The 14,879-nt window shown below is 62.2% G+C and carries 15 protein-coding genes; 9 read left to right on the top strand and 6 right to left on the bottom strand.

Annotated features, from left to right (window positions below; translation table 11 throughout):
• Positions 1–21: 21 nt before the first annotated feature.
• From AO064_RS23825 to AO064_RS23800, 6 genes are all read right to left on the bottom strand, one after another.
• Entirely contained in the window at positions 22–2,442 is a 2,421-nt protein-coding gene (locus AO064_RS23825; protein ID WP_012722365.1) for a TonB-dependent siderophore receptor, read from the bottom strand.
• A gap of 109 nt (positions 2,443–2,551) precedes the next feature.
• Entirely contained in the window at positions 2,552–3,487 is a 936-nt protein-coding gene (locus AO064_RS23820) for a glutathione S-transferase family protein (RefSeq protein WP_064054826.1), read from the bottom strand.
• 75 nt (positions 3,488–3,562) lie between these two features.
• Entirely contained in the window at positions 3,563–3,838 is a 276-nt protein-coding gene (locus AO064_RS23815; RefSeq protein WP_012722363.1) for a GIY-YIG nuclease family protein, read from the bottom strand.
• Between the two features lie 37 nt (positions 3,839–3,875).
• Entirely contained in the window at positions 3,876–4,346 is a 471-nt protein-coding gene (locus AO064_RS23810) for a nuclear transport factor 2 family protein (RefSeq protein ID WP_012722362.1), read from the bottom strand.
• 91 nt (positions 4,347–4,437) lie between these two features.
• On the bottom strand, positions 4,438–5,073 hold the full coding sequence (locus AO064_RS23805; RefSeq protein ID WP_012722361.1) for a response regulator: 636 nt from the start codon (positions 5,071–5,073) through the stop codon (positions 4,438–4,440).
• A gap of 183 nt (positions 5,074–5,256) precedes the next feature.
• Positions 5,257–6,087, bottom strand: coding sequence for a response regulator (locus AO064_RS23800; protein WP_082893977.1), 831 nt, complete (start codon positions 6,085–6,087; stop codon positions 5,257–5,259).
• A gap of 391 nt (positions 6,088–6,478) precedes the next feature.
• Here AO064_RS23800 and AO064_RS23795 point away from each other — a divergent pair, with 391 nt between their 5' ends.
• The 9 genes from AO064_RS23795 to AO064_RS23755 are packed head-to-tail and all read left to right on the top strand — an operon-like array spanning position 6,479 to position 14,838.
• Positions 6,479–7,105, top strand: a complete 627-nt coding sequence (locus AO064_RS23795; RefSeq protein WP_064054824.1) for a DUF1120 domain-containing protein — start codon at positions 6,479–6,481, stop codon at positions 7,103–7,105.
• A gap of 33 nt (positions 7,106–7,138) precedes the next feature.
• Entirely contained in the window at positions 7,139–7,762 is a 624-nt protein-coding gene (locus AO064_RS23790) for a DUF1120 domain-containing protein (protein ID WP_064054823.1), read from the top strand.
• A 38-nt stretch (positions 7,763–7,800) separates the two neighbouring features.
• Complete coding sequence (locus AO064_RS23785) at positions 7,801–8,421, top strand: DUF1120 domain-containing protein (RefSeq protein ID WP_064054822.1); 621 nt, start codon at positions 7,801–7,803, stop codon at positions 8,419–8,421.
• Between the two features lie 55 nt (positions 8,422–8,476).
• The gene (locus tag AO064_RS23780; protein WP_064054821.1) at positions 8,477–9,097 is read left to right on the top strand and encodes a DUF1120 domain-containing protein; all 621 of its coding nucleotides are present in this window, start codon (positions 8,477–8,479) and stop codon (positions 9,095–9,097) included.
• 44 nt (positions 9,098–9,141) lie between these two features.
• Positions 9,142–9,768: a DUF1120 domain-containing protein gene (locus AO064_RS23775; RefSeq protein WP_064054820.1), complete on the top strand. Its 627-nt coding sequence runs from the start codon at positions 9,142–9,144 to the stop codon at positions 9,766–9,768.
• Between the two features lie 32 nt (positions 9,769–9,800).
• A complete protein-coding gene (locus AO064_RS23770; protein ID WP_064054819.1) occupies positions 9,801–10,526 on the top strand; it encodes a fimbria/pilus chaperone family protein in 726 nt (241 codons plus the stop codon).
• A gap of 51 nt (positions 10,527–10,577) precedes the next feature.
• On the top strand, positions 10,578–13,049 hold the full coding sequence (locus AO064_RS23765; RefSeq protein ID WP_375232515.1) for a fimbria/pilus outer membrane usher protein: 2,472 nt from the start codon (positions 10,578–10,580) through the stop codon (positions 13,047–13,049).
• Positions 13,050–13,055: 6 nt separating this feature from the next.
• Positions 13,056–14,201, top strand: coding sequence for a DUF1120 domain-containing protein (locus AO064_RS23760; protein WP_064054817.1), 1,146 nt, complete (start codon positions 13,056–13,058; stop codon positions 14,199–14,201).
• Positions 14,202–14,211: 10 nt separating this feature from the next.
• Positions 14,212–14,838 (top strand): DUF1120 domain-containing protein, encoded by a 627-nt coding sequence (locus AO064_RS23755; protein ID WP_064054816.1) that lies wholly within the window; start codon positions 14,212–14,214, stop codon positions 14,836–14,838.
• Positions 14,839–14,879: the final 41 nt, after the last annotated feature.

Genomic DNA, 14,879 nt, shown 5'->3' with positions numbered 1-14,879 from the left:
CACAAGGCGTCATGTCCTACTTTAGAATTCCAGGGTGCTCGACACCGATACCTGCCGCGCATCGCCCATGGACACAAACAGTCGGCTGGCTGCTGAGGTGTAGTAGACGCGATCAAACATGTTCTTCACGTTGAGTTGGAACTTGACCTTCTGCCCATCAATTTTAGTGTCGTAGGTAGCAAATGCGTCCGCCACGGTATAACCCGGCAAGTTGAAGTCGTTGGCCGCATCGCCGGCGCGCTCGCCGACATACCGTGCGCCGGTCCCCACGCGCAACTGGTCGCCACCAAAGATGTTGCCAAAGTCATAGGCCACCGACAGCGAGCCGGTGTGCTTGGCCACGTTCTGCAGGCGGTTGCCCTCCAGCGTCGGGTCGTTGTCCTTGATGTCTTCGGCGTCGGTGTAGGCATAACTGCCGATCACGCTCCACTTGTCGGTCAATTGGCCGGTGGCGTCCAGTTCAAGGCCGCGTGAGCGCACCTGGCCGGCAATGCTGTAGATCGTATTCGCGCCGGAACCGACCGACACCAGCACATTGCGCTTGTCGATGGTGAACAGCGCCGCGCTGGCGGTGATGCGCCCAGGGATGTCGAGCTTGGCACCCAGTTCCCAGGACTTGGACTCCTCAGGCGTGAGGTCGCCGGTCAAGGTGCTGCCATCGTTCAAGGCGGCGATGGTGGAGTTGGGTTTGAACGACTCGGTGTAGCTGCCGTAGAACGACAATTCATCGGTGTAGCGATACACCAGGCCCGCACGCGGCACCCAGGCCTGACCGTTGCCGTTGGTGTTGGCCTTGAACGGTACGCCCTTGCCGGCGTATTGGTCGTACATCTGATAGCGCGCACCGGCGACAAAAATCCACTGGTCGTTGAGGTGGATGGCATCCTGGAAGAACAGCGAGTCACTGCGCAGCAGGTCGGTCTGGGCGCTGTCGACGGCGCTGACGGTAGTGCCCGCCACTTCATTGCCATACACCGGGTTGTTGTAGTTGAAGGTGCCCCGCGAGCCCTGGCGAATCAGGTCGGCGCGGTAGATCTTGCGGTATTCGTCATCCAGGCCGAACACCAGGTCATGCTGCATGCCCAGCAGCTTGACCTTGCCTTCCAGGCTGGCCGTGGTGAACCGGTCGGTGGTGATCGCGCCCTGGGTGCCGTCCATTCTGCGGGTCAGGGTGCCGTTGTCATTCACCGCACTCACACGCACTTGGCTGGCGTCGTAGGTTTCGCGGTTCCAGCTGTAGCCGAAATGGGCCTTCCAGTCATCGTTGAGGTCGTGATCGGCTTCAAAGCGGTACAGGTCGGACCGCCCTTCCATGTTGTTGAAGGGTTCATCCAGCCGACGGGTGGCCGGGATGTCCAACGGGTGGTTGGACTTGTCGATGGCGGTGCCACGGTCAAACGGCGTGAGAAACTCGCGGTGCTCGTAGGCGAACAACAGCTTGGTGGTGTCGCCATACCAGGCCAGCGACGGCGCGATCAGGCTCTCGCGGTGGGTACCGAAGTTGCGCCAGTAATCCTCGTCTTCATGGTCGACGATCAGTCGATAGGCCAGGCCGCTGTCGCCAATCGGGCCGGTGGTGTCTAGGCTGCCGCCGCTACCGTTCTTGCCATCACCGAAGGTGGAGCCGCGCACGGTCAGGGCGGTGGATTGGACCAGTTCAGGCTTTTTGCTGACGATGTTCACCACGCCGCCCGGGTCCTGGATGCCGTACAGCAAGGATGCTGGCCCTTTAAGGACTTCGACCCGCTCCGCCGTAGCGTTCAACGCACGCCCCTGCACGATCGGCATGCCATCGCGCATGATCGAACCGTTGCGGTTGTCACCAAAGCCACGCAGCATCACCGCGTCCTGGGTGCTGGCCAGGGTGTTGGCCTGGGTGATGCCACTGATGTTGCCCAGGGCGTCATCCAGGTTGCGCGGGGTCTGATCGCGCAGCACTTGGGCGGGCACGACGTTGACAGTCTGCGGGGTTTCCAGCAGCAAGCCACCCGAGCGCATCACCGAACTGGTGGGCGGTGGCTGGTAGCTGGTGCTGTCCTGGGCCTGCTGGCCAACGCCGCTGATCGTGGTGGCGCCGAGGTTCACCGCGCCGTCGGTGGGCACCGGCTCAAGGGCCAGGGTACGGGCGTCGATCTGGCGGAAGGTAAAGCCGGTGTTGCTCAGCAACCGTTGCAGGGCCTGGTTTGCGCTCATCTGGCCGCTGACCGCCGGGGCGCTCAGGCCGTAGGGCGCTTCATCGGTGTAGATCACGCTGATTCCAGTGACCCGGCTAAAATCGCTCAGGGCCTGGGGCAGCGGCTTGGCTGCCAGGGCAAAGTTGAACTGGGCGCTTTGCTGCTCCTGCGCCTGCGCCACACTCAGAGGCAGCAACGCCAGCCCCGAGACTGCCAATGCCGAGGCTCCCAGCCACTGTTTTATCCAACCGCCCGCCGTCGACTTCATGCTGTGAGAACCCGTGTAGAAAACGCTGTTAATGCGAATAGATCGCAGTTTCAAGCACTACACGGTTGAGCGGTGGATTTACCTCACCTTTATTTGCAAATATTTTTCGTTATTGCGCCTGAATGCGAAAGCCCATGCGTGGGAAATGCACGTGCACGGTGCCCGCGCGCTCATCGCTACGACGCAGGATCAGCGTTTCACGCCCGACAAACAGCAGCTCACCGGCCACGGGGTCAGTGCCGTAGTCAGTGGCCGAAAGGGTCACCTGCTGGCCGGCCTTGAAGCCGTTCAAGTCCTCGAACACTTCATCGGGCAAAGCCGCTGGGGTGGCGTTGCGCGCCACGTCCAAGGCGTGCTCGGCGCTCATCTCACTGGCGGTGCCATGGCCAAAACTCAGTACCCGGTCGAGCCAGGCGGCAACGGCGGGATACGCGTCCACCAGCGGCGCGGTCACCGAAGAGCCTTTGAGGAACCACAACGGATGGGCCAGGGCAAAGTCGGCAATCGACGGCTCGCCGAACAGGAAATCCCCCGTTTGGTGCTGCAACTGCTGGTCGATTCGGCCGACAATCGCCGGCCATTGATGCTTGGCCACTTCCAATTGCACCCGGGTCGCGGTGCCGCCACTGAACAGCTGGGTACGGTCGGCCACCAGCACCTGCAGCATGTGCGGCGGCACCTTGGCGAACTTGACCGCCAGGGATTCCGGCTGGAACACCAGCGCCACGGCATGGGAAAACACCACCGAATCGGCCCAGGCGGCGAAGCCCTGGGTTACCAACTCCAAACCCTGCGGAAACAGCGCCGGCCCGGACTTCTCCTGCTCCAGGCGCCGGGCGATCAACGCGGTGTCGCAGTAGATATCGGCACCGACCTGCAACACCGGTGTCTTGCGATAGCCACCGGTCAGGGCGGTCAGATCAGGCTTGGGCATCACCGGTGGAATAAACACCGAGCGCCAGGACAAGCCTTTGAAGCCCAGCAGCAGGCGGGCTTTTTCAGCGAAGGGGGACTGCGGGTAGTGGTGCAGGATCAACTCAGACATGCCAGGCTCCGCTCAATAGATGAGCCGCTAGCTTAGCCTGCAAAACCGCGCATGGGGGCGATGGGAGCCCATCAGTCAAATCAATGAGCCGCTGGCCGCCAGGCACTCCTTGGCGCTCTTTTTCAGCTTTTTGATCAAGCGTTCCTGGCGCAGCGCCTCGCCCTTACTCGCGCATTGCTCGGTGTACACCAGCGCTACGGCAGGGCTGGATAAAAAGAACCGCGCGCCCTTGCCGCTCTGGTGCGAGGCAAAACGGCGTACCGGGTCGTTGCTGATGCCGCAATACAGCGAACCATTGGCGGCACGCACCAGGTAGACGAACCAGGGCTTGGGTTCAGGAATATCAGTCACGGGTCAATGTCGGCAAACCAGAAGAGTGCCAATCTTATCAACGACTGGCCTGGAATGCCCTCAGCCCTTTGAGCGCCTGCGCGCGCACGGCGTTTTTCAGCGCAGGTGACCAGCCCAGCAACAGCCCCTTTACACCCAACGCCTGGCGCGACCAACGCCACAGGTCGAAGTGGTCGTGGTGTTCGCAGATCTTGCCGTCGCGAAACACAAACCGCGCGCCGATATCGTTGACCACCGTATTGCCGGTGGCGCTGAACAGGTAAGTCGCCACCCAGTGCGCGCTGCCGGTGGTCTCGTCGCTGCGCACGTGGTCGAACGTCAGGGAAAAGTCCTTGGCCCGCGTGGTGAGCATGCGCCACATATCACCGGCATCACGGCCACGCAGCTCGCCAAACGCCGGGTCGCTGAACACCACATCATCGGTGTAGCAGGCGGCCATGGCTTCGGCATCCAGGCGCTGAAAGGCCGTGTAAAACTCGCTGATCAAGGCGTTATGGGCATCACTCATGGGCAGGCTCCGCGTGAGGAAAAAGAGTAGGCGCACGATAAGCCGTCAACGCCGCCAAGGCTACTGACATTCGCCAGGTAAATAGCCCGCCTCAGGGCACCATGCCACTGCTGCGCGCATAGGCGAACAAATCGACATCGGTGGAAATGCACAGCCTGCTCATCGCGGTGCTTTTCTGCTTGCTGATGGTCGAGATACTGCGGTTGACCCGCGCCGCGATCTGGCTGACGGTCATGCCACTGGCGAGCATGCGCACCACCTCGCGCTCCTTGCCGGACAATTGCGGCATACCCTGCTGGTCACCGACACCCGCCTCCTCAAGTTGCAATCGCAGGCATTCGCTGACAAAGGTGTGCCCCTCACACACGGCCTTGATCGCCAGCGGCAGTTCCCTGGCCGATGCACTCTTGGCAACGATGGCGCGCGCGCCATGGGAGAACGAGGACCTCAGCGTGGCAACGTTGGCGAACATGGTGACCAGAATCACCGGCAAATCGGGGTGTTGTCGATGCAGCAAGCCCAACAACCCGTAGCCATCCGCCTGTTGATTACCCGGCATGGCAAAATCCGTCACCAAGACGTCGCAGGGTGTGCGCTGGACCAGCGCCAGCAATTGATCGGGCCCATCGGCCTCCCCCACGACTTTGCACTTTCCGTTGGCCTCAATGACCACTTTTTGACCAATACGTACGATGGGATGATCGTCAGCAATAATTACGCGAAGCATGGGCACCACCAGGATCGCCAATTGAGTCCGGGCAAAATAGCGCTGATGGCTTTCAGCCACAACCGCCGAAATTGGCGGTTTCCGGGCCTCAGCCAGCAATCAGTGAAACCCGACTTTAGGCCCACAGAAAAAACAGACGCCACCTACAGAATAGAACTACAAAGATGAGGGAAACTTCCTTCACTAAACCTGAGGCCATAGCTCGGCCAGGCGCAGCAGGTAACGCCGCAAGTCGGCGTATAAAAGCCCAAGTGAGCGCGAGTTCGCCGCGACGCCCTCACATGCCACCGCAGTGATCAAGTGGGCGCCGCGGTCCTCCAATTGCCCGGCCCCCAAAAAGGCAAGACCGCCCACCAACCGATGCAAGTGCCGGCTCGTCGCCGTCGCATCCTGTTTAAGGAGGGCGTCGTCCAAGGCTGCCAGATCCGCCTGCGCCTCCTCCAACAAGCACCCCACCATGCGCTCTACCACTGCCGCACAGCCAAAGGTTTCTATCAGGGTCGCGCGGGCGGGCCAGGTGATGGGCACGTCTTGAGCAACCGGCTCGGGTCGCTGGGTGTCCGCCAGGGGCACCCATAAGGTCAGGATTTCGCGCAGTTGTATCAAGGTCAACGGCTTGACCAGCCAGGCATTGATGCCGGCCTCCAGGCAGCGATGTATCTGGGCAGCCTCAAGGGTCGAGGTCAGGGCAATGATCGGCACCGGCGCGGTGTGGGCCAGGTGCTCACGACGGCGTACCTCACGGGCCAGGGCATAGCCGTCCATGACCGGCATCTGGCAGTCGGTGAGGATCAGGTCGAAATGCCTGTCGGTCATCGCCGTCAAAGCGGCCTGCCCGTCGTTCACCACTTCCCTGGTAAACCCCAGCTTATGCAGCATCCCCCCCAACAGCATCCGATAGGCCGGATGATCTTCCACCACCAACACGCTCAATCCCTTAGGCCCAGAGGTCATTGGGCCGAACGGCAGTGACGCAGACCCTGCGTTCCCACCGGGTGGGCTACCTGGCTGCATGATGACCTCGTTACGGAGTGGACCGGCCAGGAATGAGCCATTACGCAGGTGCACTGTGCAGCCGCGACAACCCGAAAAAACAACTCAAATGGATTACATATTTAGTCAAATAATATTCTTTTGGATTATTTTTTAACCATGCAACAACTACGAAATATTCCCTCCTTACGCATAAATACGTCTTTATCTGACAGCCGGAGTCGCCACGAACCATTGTCGTATTTGTTGTATTCCCCGTAGTACAGGCACCCGATAAATTCCCCGGCGTCCTTCGAGGGACCCTCGCTCTCTTGGTGTTTGAGGCCTCTTGGACGGACACCCGCCTCCCAGTGAACGCGAACGTTATCGCCTGGGGAAATGCCCACGGCCTTGCACCGGAAATCATCAAAAAATGAGAAAGACCCTGACCGTAGTTGCCGCCACCTTAATGGCCTGGTCCCCTTGGCATACCTTTGCGGCAAGCAGCGTGGACCTCACCGTCACCGGGCTGATCACACCCAGCGCCTGCACGCCCGGCCTGTCCGGCGGTGGCGTGGTGGACCATGGAAAAATCTCGGCCAAGGACCTGAGTGCCACCGACCAGACCCTGCTCCCCGCCAGCACGCTGCAGATGGTTGTGAACTGTGACGCGCAAACCCTGTTTGCCTTGAAGGGCATCGAAAACAGCGTCGGCAGCACGAATCCGAACGGCTTTGGCCTGGGCCTGATCAACGGCAATCAGCCGCTGGGCCATTACACCCTGGAGCTGCTGAACGCTTCGGCCGATACCGCCGCCGCCACCACGCTCAAGTCCGTCGACGACGGTAAAACCTGGGACGCGATGGGCGGCGATGTCTGGTCGACCCTGAACCTGGCCAGCTTTGGCAATCAGTCCGGCGGCAACTGGGCGCCGATCCCGATCAAAGACCTGACCGCCGACCTCAAGGTCTCGACGCGTATCGCGCCCGCCTCAGGACTGGACCTGACCAACGAAGTGCCGATCGATGGCAGCGCCACCCTTGAAGTGAAATACCTCTAAGCCCTTTTTCCTCAACCCGAGGCATCACCGAATATGGATGTTCGTACTTCGACCCTAGTGGTCACCTTGCTGATTGGCGTGACGTCGCAAACCGAGGCCGCCAGCAGCACCGACTTGGCCGTGACCGGCCTGATTATTCCGAGCGCTTGCAGCCCCAGCCTGTCCGGCGGCGGCGTGATCGACCACGGCAAAGTAGCCGCCCGCGACCTCAACCCAGACACCCACACCTCTCTGCAGCGTCAGGTGATGCGCCTGAATGTGCGCTGTGACGGGCCGACACTTTTCAGCCTGAGCACCTTGGATAACCGTGAAGGCACCTCAGCCATTCAGGACCGGTTTCATGGCCTGGGGATGACGGCCAACGACGAAAAACTCGGCAGCGCCTCACTGAGGCTTTCTACAGCGGTGGCCGACACCGAAGCCGTGCGCACCATCGTGTCTACCGATGGCGGCGCCACCTGGGTCGAAGGCACCTATTTGGGTCACACCGCGATGACCGCCGTGGCCTCGGCCACAGGCAGCCTCACCCCGATCGCCGTGCAGGAGCTGGATGCCGACGTGCGCCTCAACACCATGATCGCGCGCTCCGACAGCCTGACCCTGGTCGACGAAGTCCCACTGGACGGTCACGTGACTGTTCAATTGCGTTACCTGTAATCCCTGATCCGTTCTCCCTACCCTGGACCCTGCTCACCATGAAACCACTATCGCGCCTGCTCAGCTCTTGCCTGATGATCGGCTTCGCCGCACCGGCACTCGCCGCCTCCACCACCGACCTGACGGTCAAGGGGCTGATCGTGCCCTCGGCCTGCACCCCCTCCTTGTCGAGCGTAGGCCTTGTCGACCACGGCAAGATTTCGGTGGGCGACCTCAAACCCACCGCCATCACTTACCTGCCGCCCATCTCCGTGCAGCTGTCAGTGGATTGCGAAGCAAAAACCCTGCTCGCGCTGATGCCTACCGACAATCGCAAGGCGTCCGGAATCGGTCCCTACAACTATGGCATCGGCCTGGTCGACGGTAAAAAGCTGGGCGCCTATTCGCTGGTCTACGACAACGTCCTCGCCGATGGTGAGACGCCCAGAATGCTGATGTCCTGGGACAGCGGCACAACCTGGCAAAGCGCCGACGACAGCGATATGTGGGACTTCTTCCTGTCGGTCGGCGACGTGGCTGGCCCACGCATTCCGGTCCCGGTCCAAAACCTGAGCATGGACCTGTCGATCCGCACCTATATCCACCCCACCCAGAACCTGCCCGTGGCTCAAGAGATGATCATCGACGGCAGCGCCACCATCGCCGTGCATTACCTCTGAGCCCGAGCTCGCAAGCGTTTCACCCAACCCCCTGTATCCCTGGAGACCCACTGAAATGAACCTGTCCCCCCGCGTCCTCGCTACTGTTCTGCTGGCTATCGCCAGCCCATGGGCGGCTGCCGCGTCTACCGTCGACCTGACCGTCAAGGGGCTGATCGTGCCCTCGGCCTGCACGCCCACATTGTCCAACGCCGGCACCATCGACCACGGCAAGATCTCGTTCAAAGACCTCAACCCGACCACCCCGACCAACCTGAAAGCACAAACCATCGACCTGGCCGTGGCATGCGACGCCCAAACCCTGATGGCTCTGCAAACCACTGACAACCGTGCCGACTCAGGCATCCACGGCGGCTACGGCATTGGCCTGGTCAACGGCAACCAGAAACTGGGTTACTTCAACCTGACCATCGCCAAGGCCGTAGCCGATACCGTGGCCGCTGACTTCGTCTACTCCCTGGATGGCGACCGTTGGTTCTGGCAAGACATCAACGATGCATGGATTGCCAATTACATGATCGCTCCCAGCCTGACCACCTTTGCCGCCCCCATCCCGGTGCAAAACCTGTCCGCGATGCTGACCGTCTACACCATCATCAATCGCAGTGACGCCCTGCCCGGCGGCACGGAAATCCCGATCGACGGCTCCGCAACACTGACCGTGCGCTACCTGTAACCCCTCGACCGCCCAGCCCGAATCACGCCAGGTAACTGATCGTCATGAATATGCTTCTCCGTTCGCTGGTACTCGCGTTTTTGCTCGTGGGTGTGCCGTTGACCTTTGCCGCCTCGGGCGTCGATCTGCAGGTTGAAGGCCTGATTACCCCCAACGCTTGCCTGGTGTCACTGTCGGACGATGGCATGGTGGACCACGGCAAGATTCCGGCACGCCGACTCAACCTCGATGAGTTCACCGTGTTGCCGAGTTTCCCCATGGCGCTGGGCGTGAGTTGCAACGCAGCGGTGCTGTTCGCCCTCGTGGGCGTCGACAATCAAGCCGACTCGTCCCTGGCACCTGATTTTTTCTACGGGCTGGGCATGAACCACCAGGCACCCACCGAGCGGCTGGGCTCGGTGGCCCTGTCGCTGCGCGGCCCTGTAGCCGACGCACAACCGATGCAAACCTTGATCTCATCCGACCAAGGCGCCACCTGGCACGTGGAGCCCAACGCCTACCCGAACAGATTCATGGCTTTCGCCGTACCGGGCAGCCTGATACCCGTGCCCCTCAGGAACCTGGTGGTCAATCTGCGAGTGGACACCTCGATCAGTCCGGCCAACAACCTGACATTGAAGGAAGAAGTGCCCCTGGACGGCTTGATCACCCTGGAGTTGCGTTACCTGTAATCCGTGCTACTGACTATTTGGAGAACGTCTGCATGACCCTTTTATTCACTACTCTGCGTCGCTTAAGCGCCGCAGGTTGCACGCTGCTGGCCTGTTTCCAGACGCTGCCGGCTGCCGCTGACGGCATGGTGCCGGACACCTCGGTGGTGATCGTGCACGAGGAGGCCGGTGAAGCCTCGGTGGCCGTCACCAACACCGACCCCGACCTGGCCCTGCTGCACGTCACCCTCGAGGACATTCCCCAGGACATTGAACCCTTGCTGTTCGTGACCCCGCCCCTGACCAGGGTGGAGCCCGGCAAGAGTCAACTGGTGCGGTTTATCCTGCAAACCAAACAACCGTTGACCACCCAACGCCTGAAACGGGTGGTGTTTGAAGGCATACCTGCCAACCGTAAACCCGCCAAGGCCGGGCATGCACGTGTAGGTGTCACGGTGCGCCAGAATTTGCCGGTGATCCTGCACCCCAAAGGCCTGGCCACCAACCGCACACCCTGGACCGACCTGAAATGGTCGCTGCAAGGTGACCAACTGTGGGTGCACAACGACACACCCTACGTCGTGCGCCTGGCTCAGGAGCTGCAACTGTTGCCCGGCGACAACAGGGCACTGCTGCCGCGAGCCTATGTGCTGCCTGGGGAAAACATCCCGATCCAGGCAAACGCCACCGGCGCCACCACCGTGCGGTTTCAACCCGCCACCGTGTACGGCTTCGCGGTCAGCGCCTATGACGCGCCCCTGACATCTGACCGGCCTTAGCCTCCTCAAGCACTAACCTGGGCCACCAGCGCCCACACCCGAGTGAGTTCTGTGAACACAGTCATGATTTGCCATGACGGCGAAGCCTTGCCCGTCATTCGGCCGCGCGCTCTGCGCCGTGGCCTGATCCACCCGGCAACCCGGTCCGTCATCCCGCTGGCCGGCGTCCTGTGGCTGGCAGAGGCCGTGGCCCAGCCAGCGGTAGCTACCTTCGACGCCACCACACTGCAACAACGAGGTATCGACCCGGAACTGGCCATGCTGTTGGTCCAGGCCCCGCGTTTCGGCGGCGGCAGTCATCCCGTCACGTTAAGTGTCAACGGCCGCCCGAAAGGACGGGTAAACGCCCACTTCACCGCCGACGGCGAACTGTGCTTCGACCAGTCGCTGCTGGATAAAGCCAACCTGCTCGGCACAGTGCCCGACAGCGCCGAAACCCTGCGCTGCCATGATTTCATGACGCGCTGGCCCACCACCCAGATCGAACAGGACACCGCCAACCTCGGCCTCTCGCTGATCGTACCCACCGATGCCTTGCGCCCGGTGGTGCGGGATTTTTCAGGCTATGAAACCGGTGGCTTCGCCGGCTTGATCAACTACGACCTGACCGGGCTGTACAGTCACTACGGCGATCAAACCAGTCGCTACGGCTCGGCCAATACCGAAGTCGGCTTCAACGCCGGTGACTGGATCGTGCGCAGCCGCCAAGTACAAACCTGGCAGGACGACGACTCGCGCACCACCCACCTGGAGGCCTACGCCCAGCGCACCTTTGCCCAGCAGCAACTGGTCCTGCAAGCCGGCCAGATCAACCTCTACAACCCGGTGCTGGCGGGCGCGCAGATCACTGGCGTGCAGGTACTCACCGAGCAGGCCCTGCAAGAAGAAAACCAGGGCTCGACCATTGACGGCATCGCCTACAGCCAGGCCCAGGTGGAGGTGCGGCAGAACGGTGCGCTGATCCACTCCACGGTGGTGCCGGCCGGGCCGTTTTCCCTCAGTGATGTCAGGCGCCTGGACAGCCGTTCGGACGTCGAAGTCACCGTCAAGGAGATAGACGGCAGCGAGCGCCGTTTCACTGTGCCGGCGGCCATGCTCGGCGTGGGCCTGCCCGCGCCCGGGTATTCCGTAGCGGCGGGCCGAGTGCGCGATATCAGCCACGACCAAAGCGCCGAGCCCTGGGTGGTCAGCGCCGGCTGGAGCGGCGGCGTGCTGCCGGGCGTGAACCTGGCCGGTGGCAGCTTGCTCGCCGACAGCTATCAGGCCGCCGGCATCAGCCTGGGTACCCAACTGTGGACCAACGCCGACGTGCAGGCCTCATTGACCGCTACCGACGCGCGCCGCCACACACAACGACGAGGCGTACAAACCGATCTATTGCTGTCGCAACAGCTGAACGATCGCTGGTCGTTCTACCTCGGCACATCCCAGCGCACCGAGGGCTATCGCGAGTTACAAGAAAGCATCGCCGAGCGCTACGCCGACGAGCGCAATCAGCGTTATCGCGACCAGCAAAGCGCCGGCGTGGCCTGGTCCCACCCCTGGATGGGCGCCTTCAGCACCGGCTACTCGCGATCGACCTTGTTCGATGGACGCAACAGCAGCCGTGCGCTGGCCACCTGGGGCACGCGGGTCGGCAATGTCTCGGTGTCGGCCAGTGCTGAATGGCAAGTCAGCGGCAGCCAGGGTCGCGACGACAGCCTCTACCTGAACCTGAGTATTCCCCTGGGCGAAAACCGTCGCGCCCGCACCTGGCTGCGCAACTCCGGTGGCGAACACCGCATCGGTGTCGGGCTCAACGAGCAGCTCAATGATCAACTGAGCTACCGCGCCGGCGTCGAGCGCGACTCCCGTGACCGGCAAGTGCAATCGAGCCTCGGGGTTTCGGCGCTGCCGCGCTATACCCAGTTGGACCTGAACTACAGCCGCGATGACGCCGAGCGCGACAGCTATCAAGGCAGCGCCCGCGGTGCGGTGGTGATGCATGGCGACGGTGTGACATTGTCACCGTACCCGGTGCGCGACACGTTTGCCGTGCTGTCGGTGGCGGACATTTCCGGGATCAAGGTCAACACCCCCAGCGGCCCGGTGTGGACCGACTGGCAAGGCCAGGCCGTCGTGCCGCAGGTGTCGGCCTACAGCCGCACCGCCGTGGAAGTTGAAACCCGCACCCTGCCGCGCAATGCCGATATCAACAACGGTCTGGCACAGATCACGGCCGGACGCGGTGCCGTCGACCGCGTCGACTTCGGCGTCAGCCTGACACGCCGCGCCCTGCTCTCCGTCACCACCGTGGACGGCAAACCACTGCCCAGGGGCGCCTCCGTCAACAGTGCCGACGGTGAGTTCATCACCCTGGTCCAGGACGGTGGCCAGGTATTCCTGACCAACGCGCTGGAGCAACCGTCACTGTGGGTCAAGGCGCCAGGGCAGCCACCGTGCGAAGTGCACTACCAATTGCAGGCCAAGCCTGACACCCAGTCGTACTACGAAACCGCTGCGGCCCAGTGCCGTACCCCTTGAGGAGCAATGCCTGTGATTTCCCGTTTGTGTCGCCCGCTGGCCGGGCTTGTATGGCTGGCCGGGGTAGCCCTCGGCACCCCGGCGTTGGGCGATGAATGCCGGTTGAGCCTGAGCCAGTCGTCCGTGGATTTCGGCCAGTTCAATCGAAGCGTGCAAAGCACCCCAGCAACGCAATACCCGGTGGGGGAGCAACACCTGAGCCTGACCCTCGCCTGCGATCACGTCACGGACATGAGCCTGTTCTACAACGCCGTGAGCAACGGGGCGGAACGCTTTCGTTTTGCCGAGCACGGCGAATATGCCTTGCGACTGCGCAACGGCGTGTTGGACGGGCAAGCGGTGGAGCTGGGCGTGATCGCCGGTCAGGGCCAGCCGCCCGGCGAAATCGCCGCACAGTTGGCTTGGCGCCCCACCGTGGGTGTGGTGCCGGTGCGCGCAGGTGCGCCGGTGCAGGGTAAGACCTTCTCCGTGCAACTGGACATCAGTGCCTGGGCCGAGGAACCGGCACTGCGGGTCCGCGACGCGCTCGTCTGGGAAGCCTCCGGGGTGTTCGAAGCCTCGGCCGGGGCCGCCAGCCGCGAATTGCAACTGCGCGCCACCTTCGCCCCGACCGCCTGTGAACTGAGCCTGTCAGGCGGGGGGGTGGTGGACTTTGGCCGGATTTCACGCAACGACTTGAACAGCGGGCAATCGACGCGCCTGCCGTCCAAGTCACTGATGCTGAACCTGGGTTGCGATGCCCCGACGCGGTTCGCCTTGCGCATGCAAGACAATCGCGACGGCAGCGCCACGGTCAACAGCGAGATTTACTACGGCCTGGGCCTGGACCAGAGCGCCAACCGCATCGGCCTGTACTCATTGGTCTTCGACCCCACCGACGCCTCAGCCGACAGTTTCCCGCGCCTGTATCGCACCGACTCCACCACCGCCGGGGTGGCCTGGAGCCTCAGCAACGCCAGCCCCTTGCCGGTGGGTGCCAACAGTTACCTGGGTTTCAGCCCGATCGGCGGCAGCCAGGCGGGCCCGGTCGCCATTCAACACCTGTCAAGTCGGGTGACCGTGGAGGCGGTCATCGCCCCGACCAACACCCTTGACCTGAGCAGCGACGTGGTGCTCGACGGTTCGGCCACCTTGGAAATCATCTATCTCTAGAGACTCACCGATGAACAGAACAGTGTTGACCCCTTTGATCGCATTGGCATGGCTGGGCAGTCTCCTGCCGGCCCAGGCTGCGTCCACCACGGACTTGAGTGTCTACGGTCTGATCACCCCCAGCGCCTGTGAACCCAGCCTGTCCAATGGCGGCATGCATGACTTGGGAAAAATCGCCGCGCGGGACCTGAATGCCGACCAGACCACACCGTTACCCACCTACAGCCTACAAATGGCGATCACCTGTGAGGCGTTGACCCTGCTGGCCCTGGAGCCTCGGGATAATCGCCTGGGCTCCAACTACGATAGTGATAAACCGTTTAAATTCGGCCTGGGGCTGATCAACGACCAGCAGAAACTCGGTTACATGGTATTGCGCCTCCAAGCGCTGGTTGCCGATGGTATCGCCCTGCGGCCGATCGGCCAGACTGATCCCGCTACCTGGGCTCCGAGCGCCCTCCTGTCGCCCGACTTCCTCACGTCATTCGCCGCTATCGGCACCTTGGTCCCAACGCCGGTACAGGTGCTCAATGCAGAGCTGAATATCGCGCCGACCATCGCTCCGACAAACACGCTGTCCCTGGAAAATGAAGTGCCCATCGACGGTTCCGTGACCCTGTCCATGAAGTACCTGTAAGGCGGGTGACACCGCCGAAATCATCTCATTGTGTAGGAGCA

This window comes from Pseudomonas marginalis (assembly GCF_001645105.1).
GTDB classification, from domain to species: Bacteria; Pseudomonadota; Gammaproteobacteria; order Pseudomonadales; family Pseudomonadaceae; genus Aquipseudomonas; species Aquipseudomonas petroselini.
Note: the sequence above shows the minus strand (reverse complement) of the source record. Positions and strands in the feature narration are given on the sequence as shown.

Excerpts from the sequence above, each read along its gene's own strand:
- AO064_RS23760 (WP_064054817.1), top strand. The coding sequence starts at position 13,056 with ATGCCTGTGATTTCCCGTTTGTGTCGCCCGCTGGCCGGGCTTGTATGG.
- AO064_RS23825 (WP_012722365.1), bottom strand. The coding sequence starts at position 2,442 with ATGAAGTCGACGGCGGGCGGTTGGATAAAACAGTGGCTGGGAGCCTCG.
- AO064_RS23770 (WP_064054819.1), top strand. The coding sequence starts at position 9,801 with ATGACCCTTTTATTCACTACTCTGCGTCGCTTAAGCGCCGCAGGTTGC.
- AO064_RS23755 (WP_064054816.1), top strand. The coding sequence starts at position 14,212 with ATGAACAGAACAGTGTTGACCCCTTTGATCGCATTGGCATGGCTGGGC.
- AO064_RS23795 (WP_064054824.1), top strand. The coding sequence starts at position 6,479 with ATGAGAAAGACCCTGACCGTAGTTGCCGCCACCTTAATGGCCTGGTCC.
- AO064_RS23820 (WP_064054826.1), bottom strand. The coding sequence starts at position 3,487 with ATGTCTGAGTTGATCCTGCACCACTACCCGCAGTCCCCCTTCGCTGAA.
- AO064_RS23775 (WP_064054820.1), top strand. The coding sequence starts at position 9,142 with ATGAATATGCTTCTCCGTTCGCTGGTACTCGCGTTTTTGCTCGTGGGT.
- AO064_RS23810 (WP_012722362.1), bottom strand. The coding sequence starts at position 4,346 with ATGAGTGATGCCCATAACGCCTTGATCAGCGAGTTTTACACGGCCTTT.
- AO064_RS23785 (WP_064054822.1), top strand. The coding sequence starts at position 7,801 with ATGAAACCACTATCGCGCCTGCTCAGCTCTTGCCTGATGATCGGCTTC.
- AO064_RS23800 (WP_082893977.1), bottom strand. The coding sequence starts at position 6,087 with ATGCAGCCAGGTAGCCCACCCGGTGGGAACGCAGGGTCTGCGTCACTG.
- AO064_RS23790 (WP_064054823.1), top strand. The coding sequence starts at position 7,139 with ATGGATGTTCGTACTTCGACCCTAGTGGTCACCTTGCTGATTGGCGTG.
- AO064_RS23780 (WP_064054821.1), top strand. The coding sequence starts at position 8,477 with ATGAACCTGTCCCCCCGCGTCCTCGCTACTGTTCTGCTGGCTATCGCC.
- AO064_RS23805 (WP_012722361.1), bottom strand. The coding sequence starts at position 5,073 with ATGCTTCGCGTAATTATTGCTGACGATCATCCCATCGTACGTATTGGT.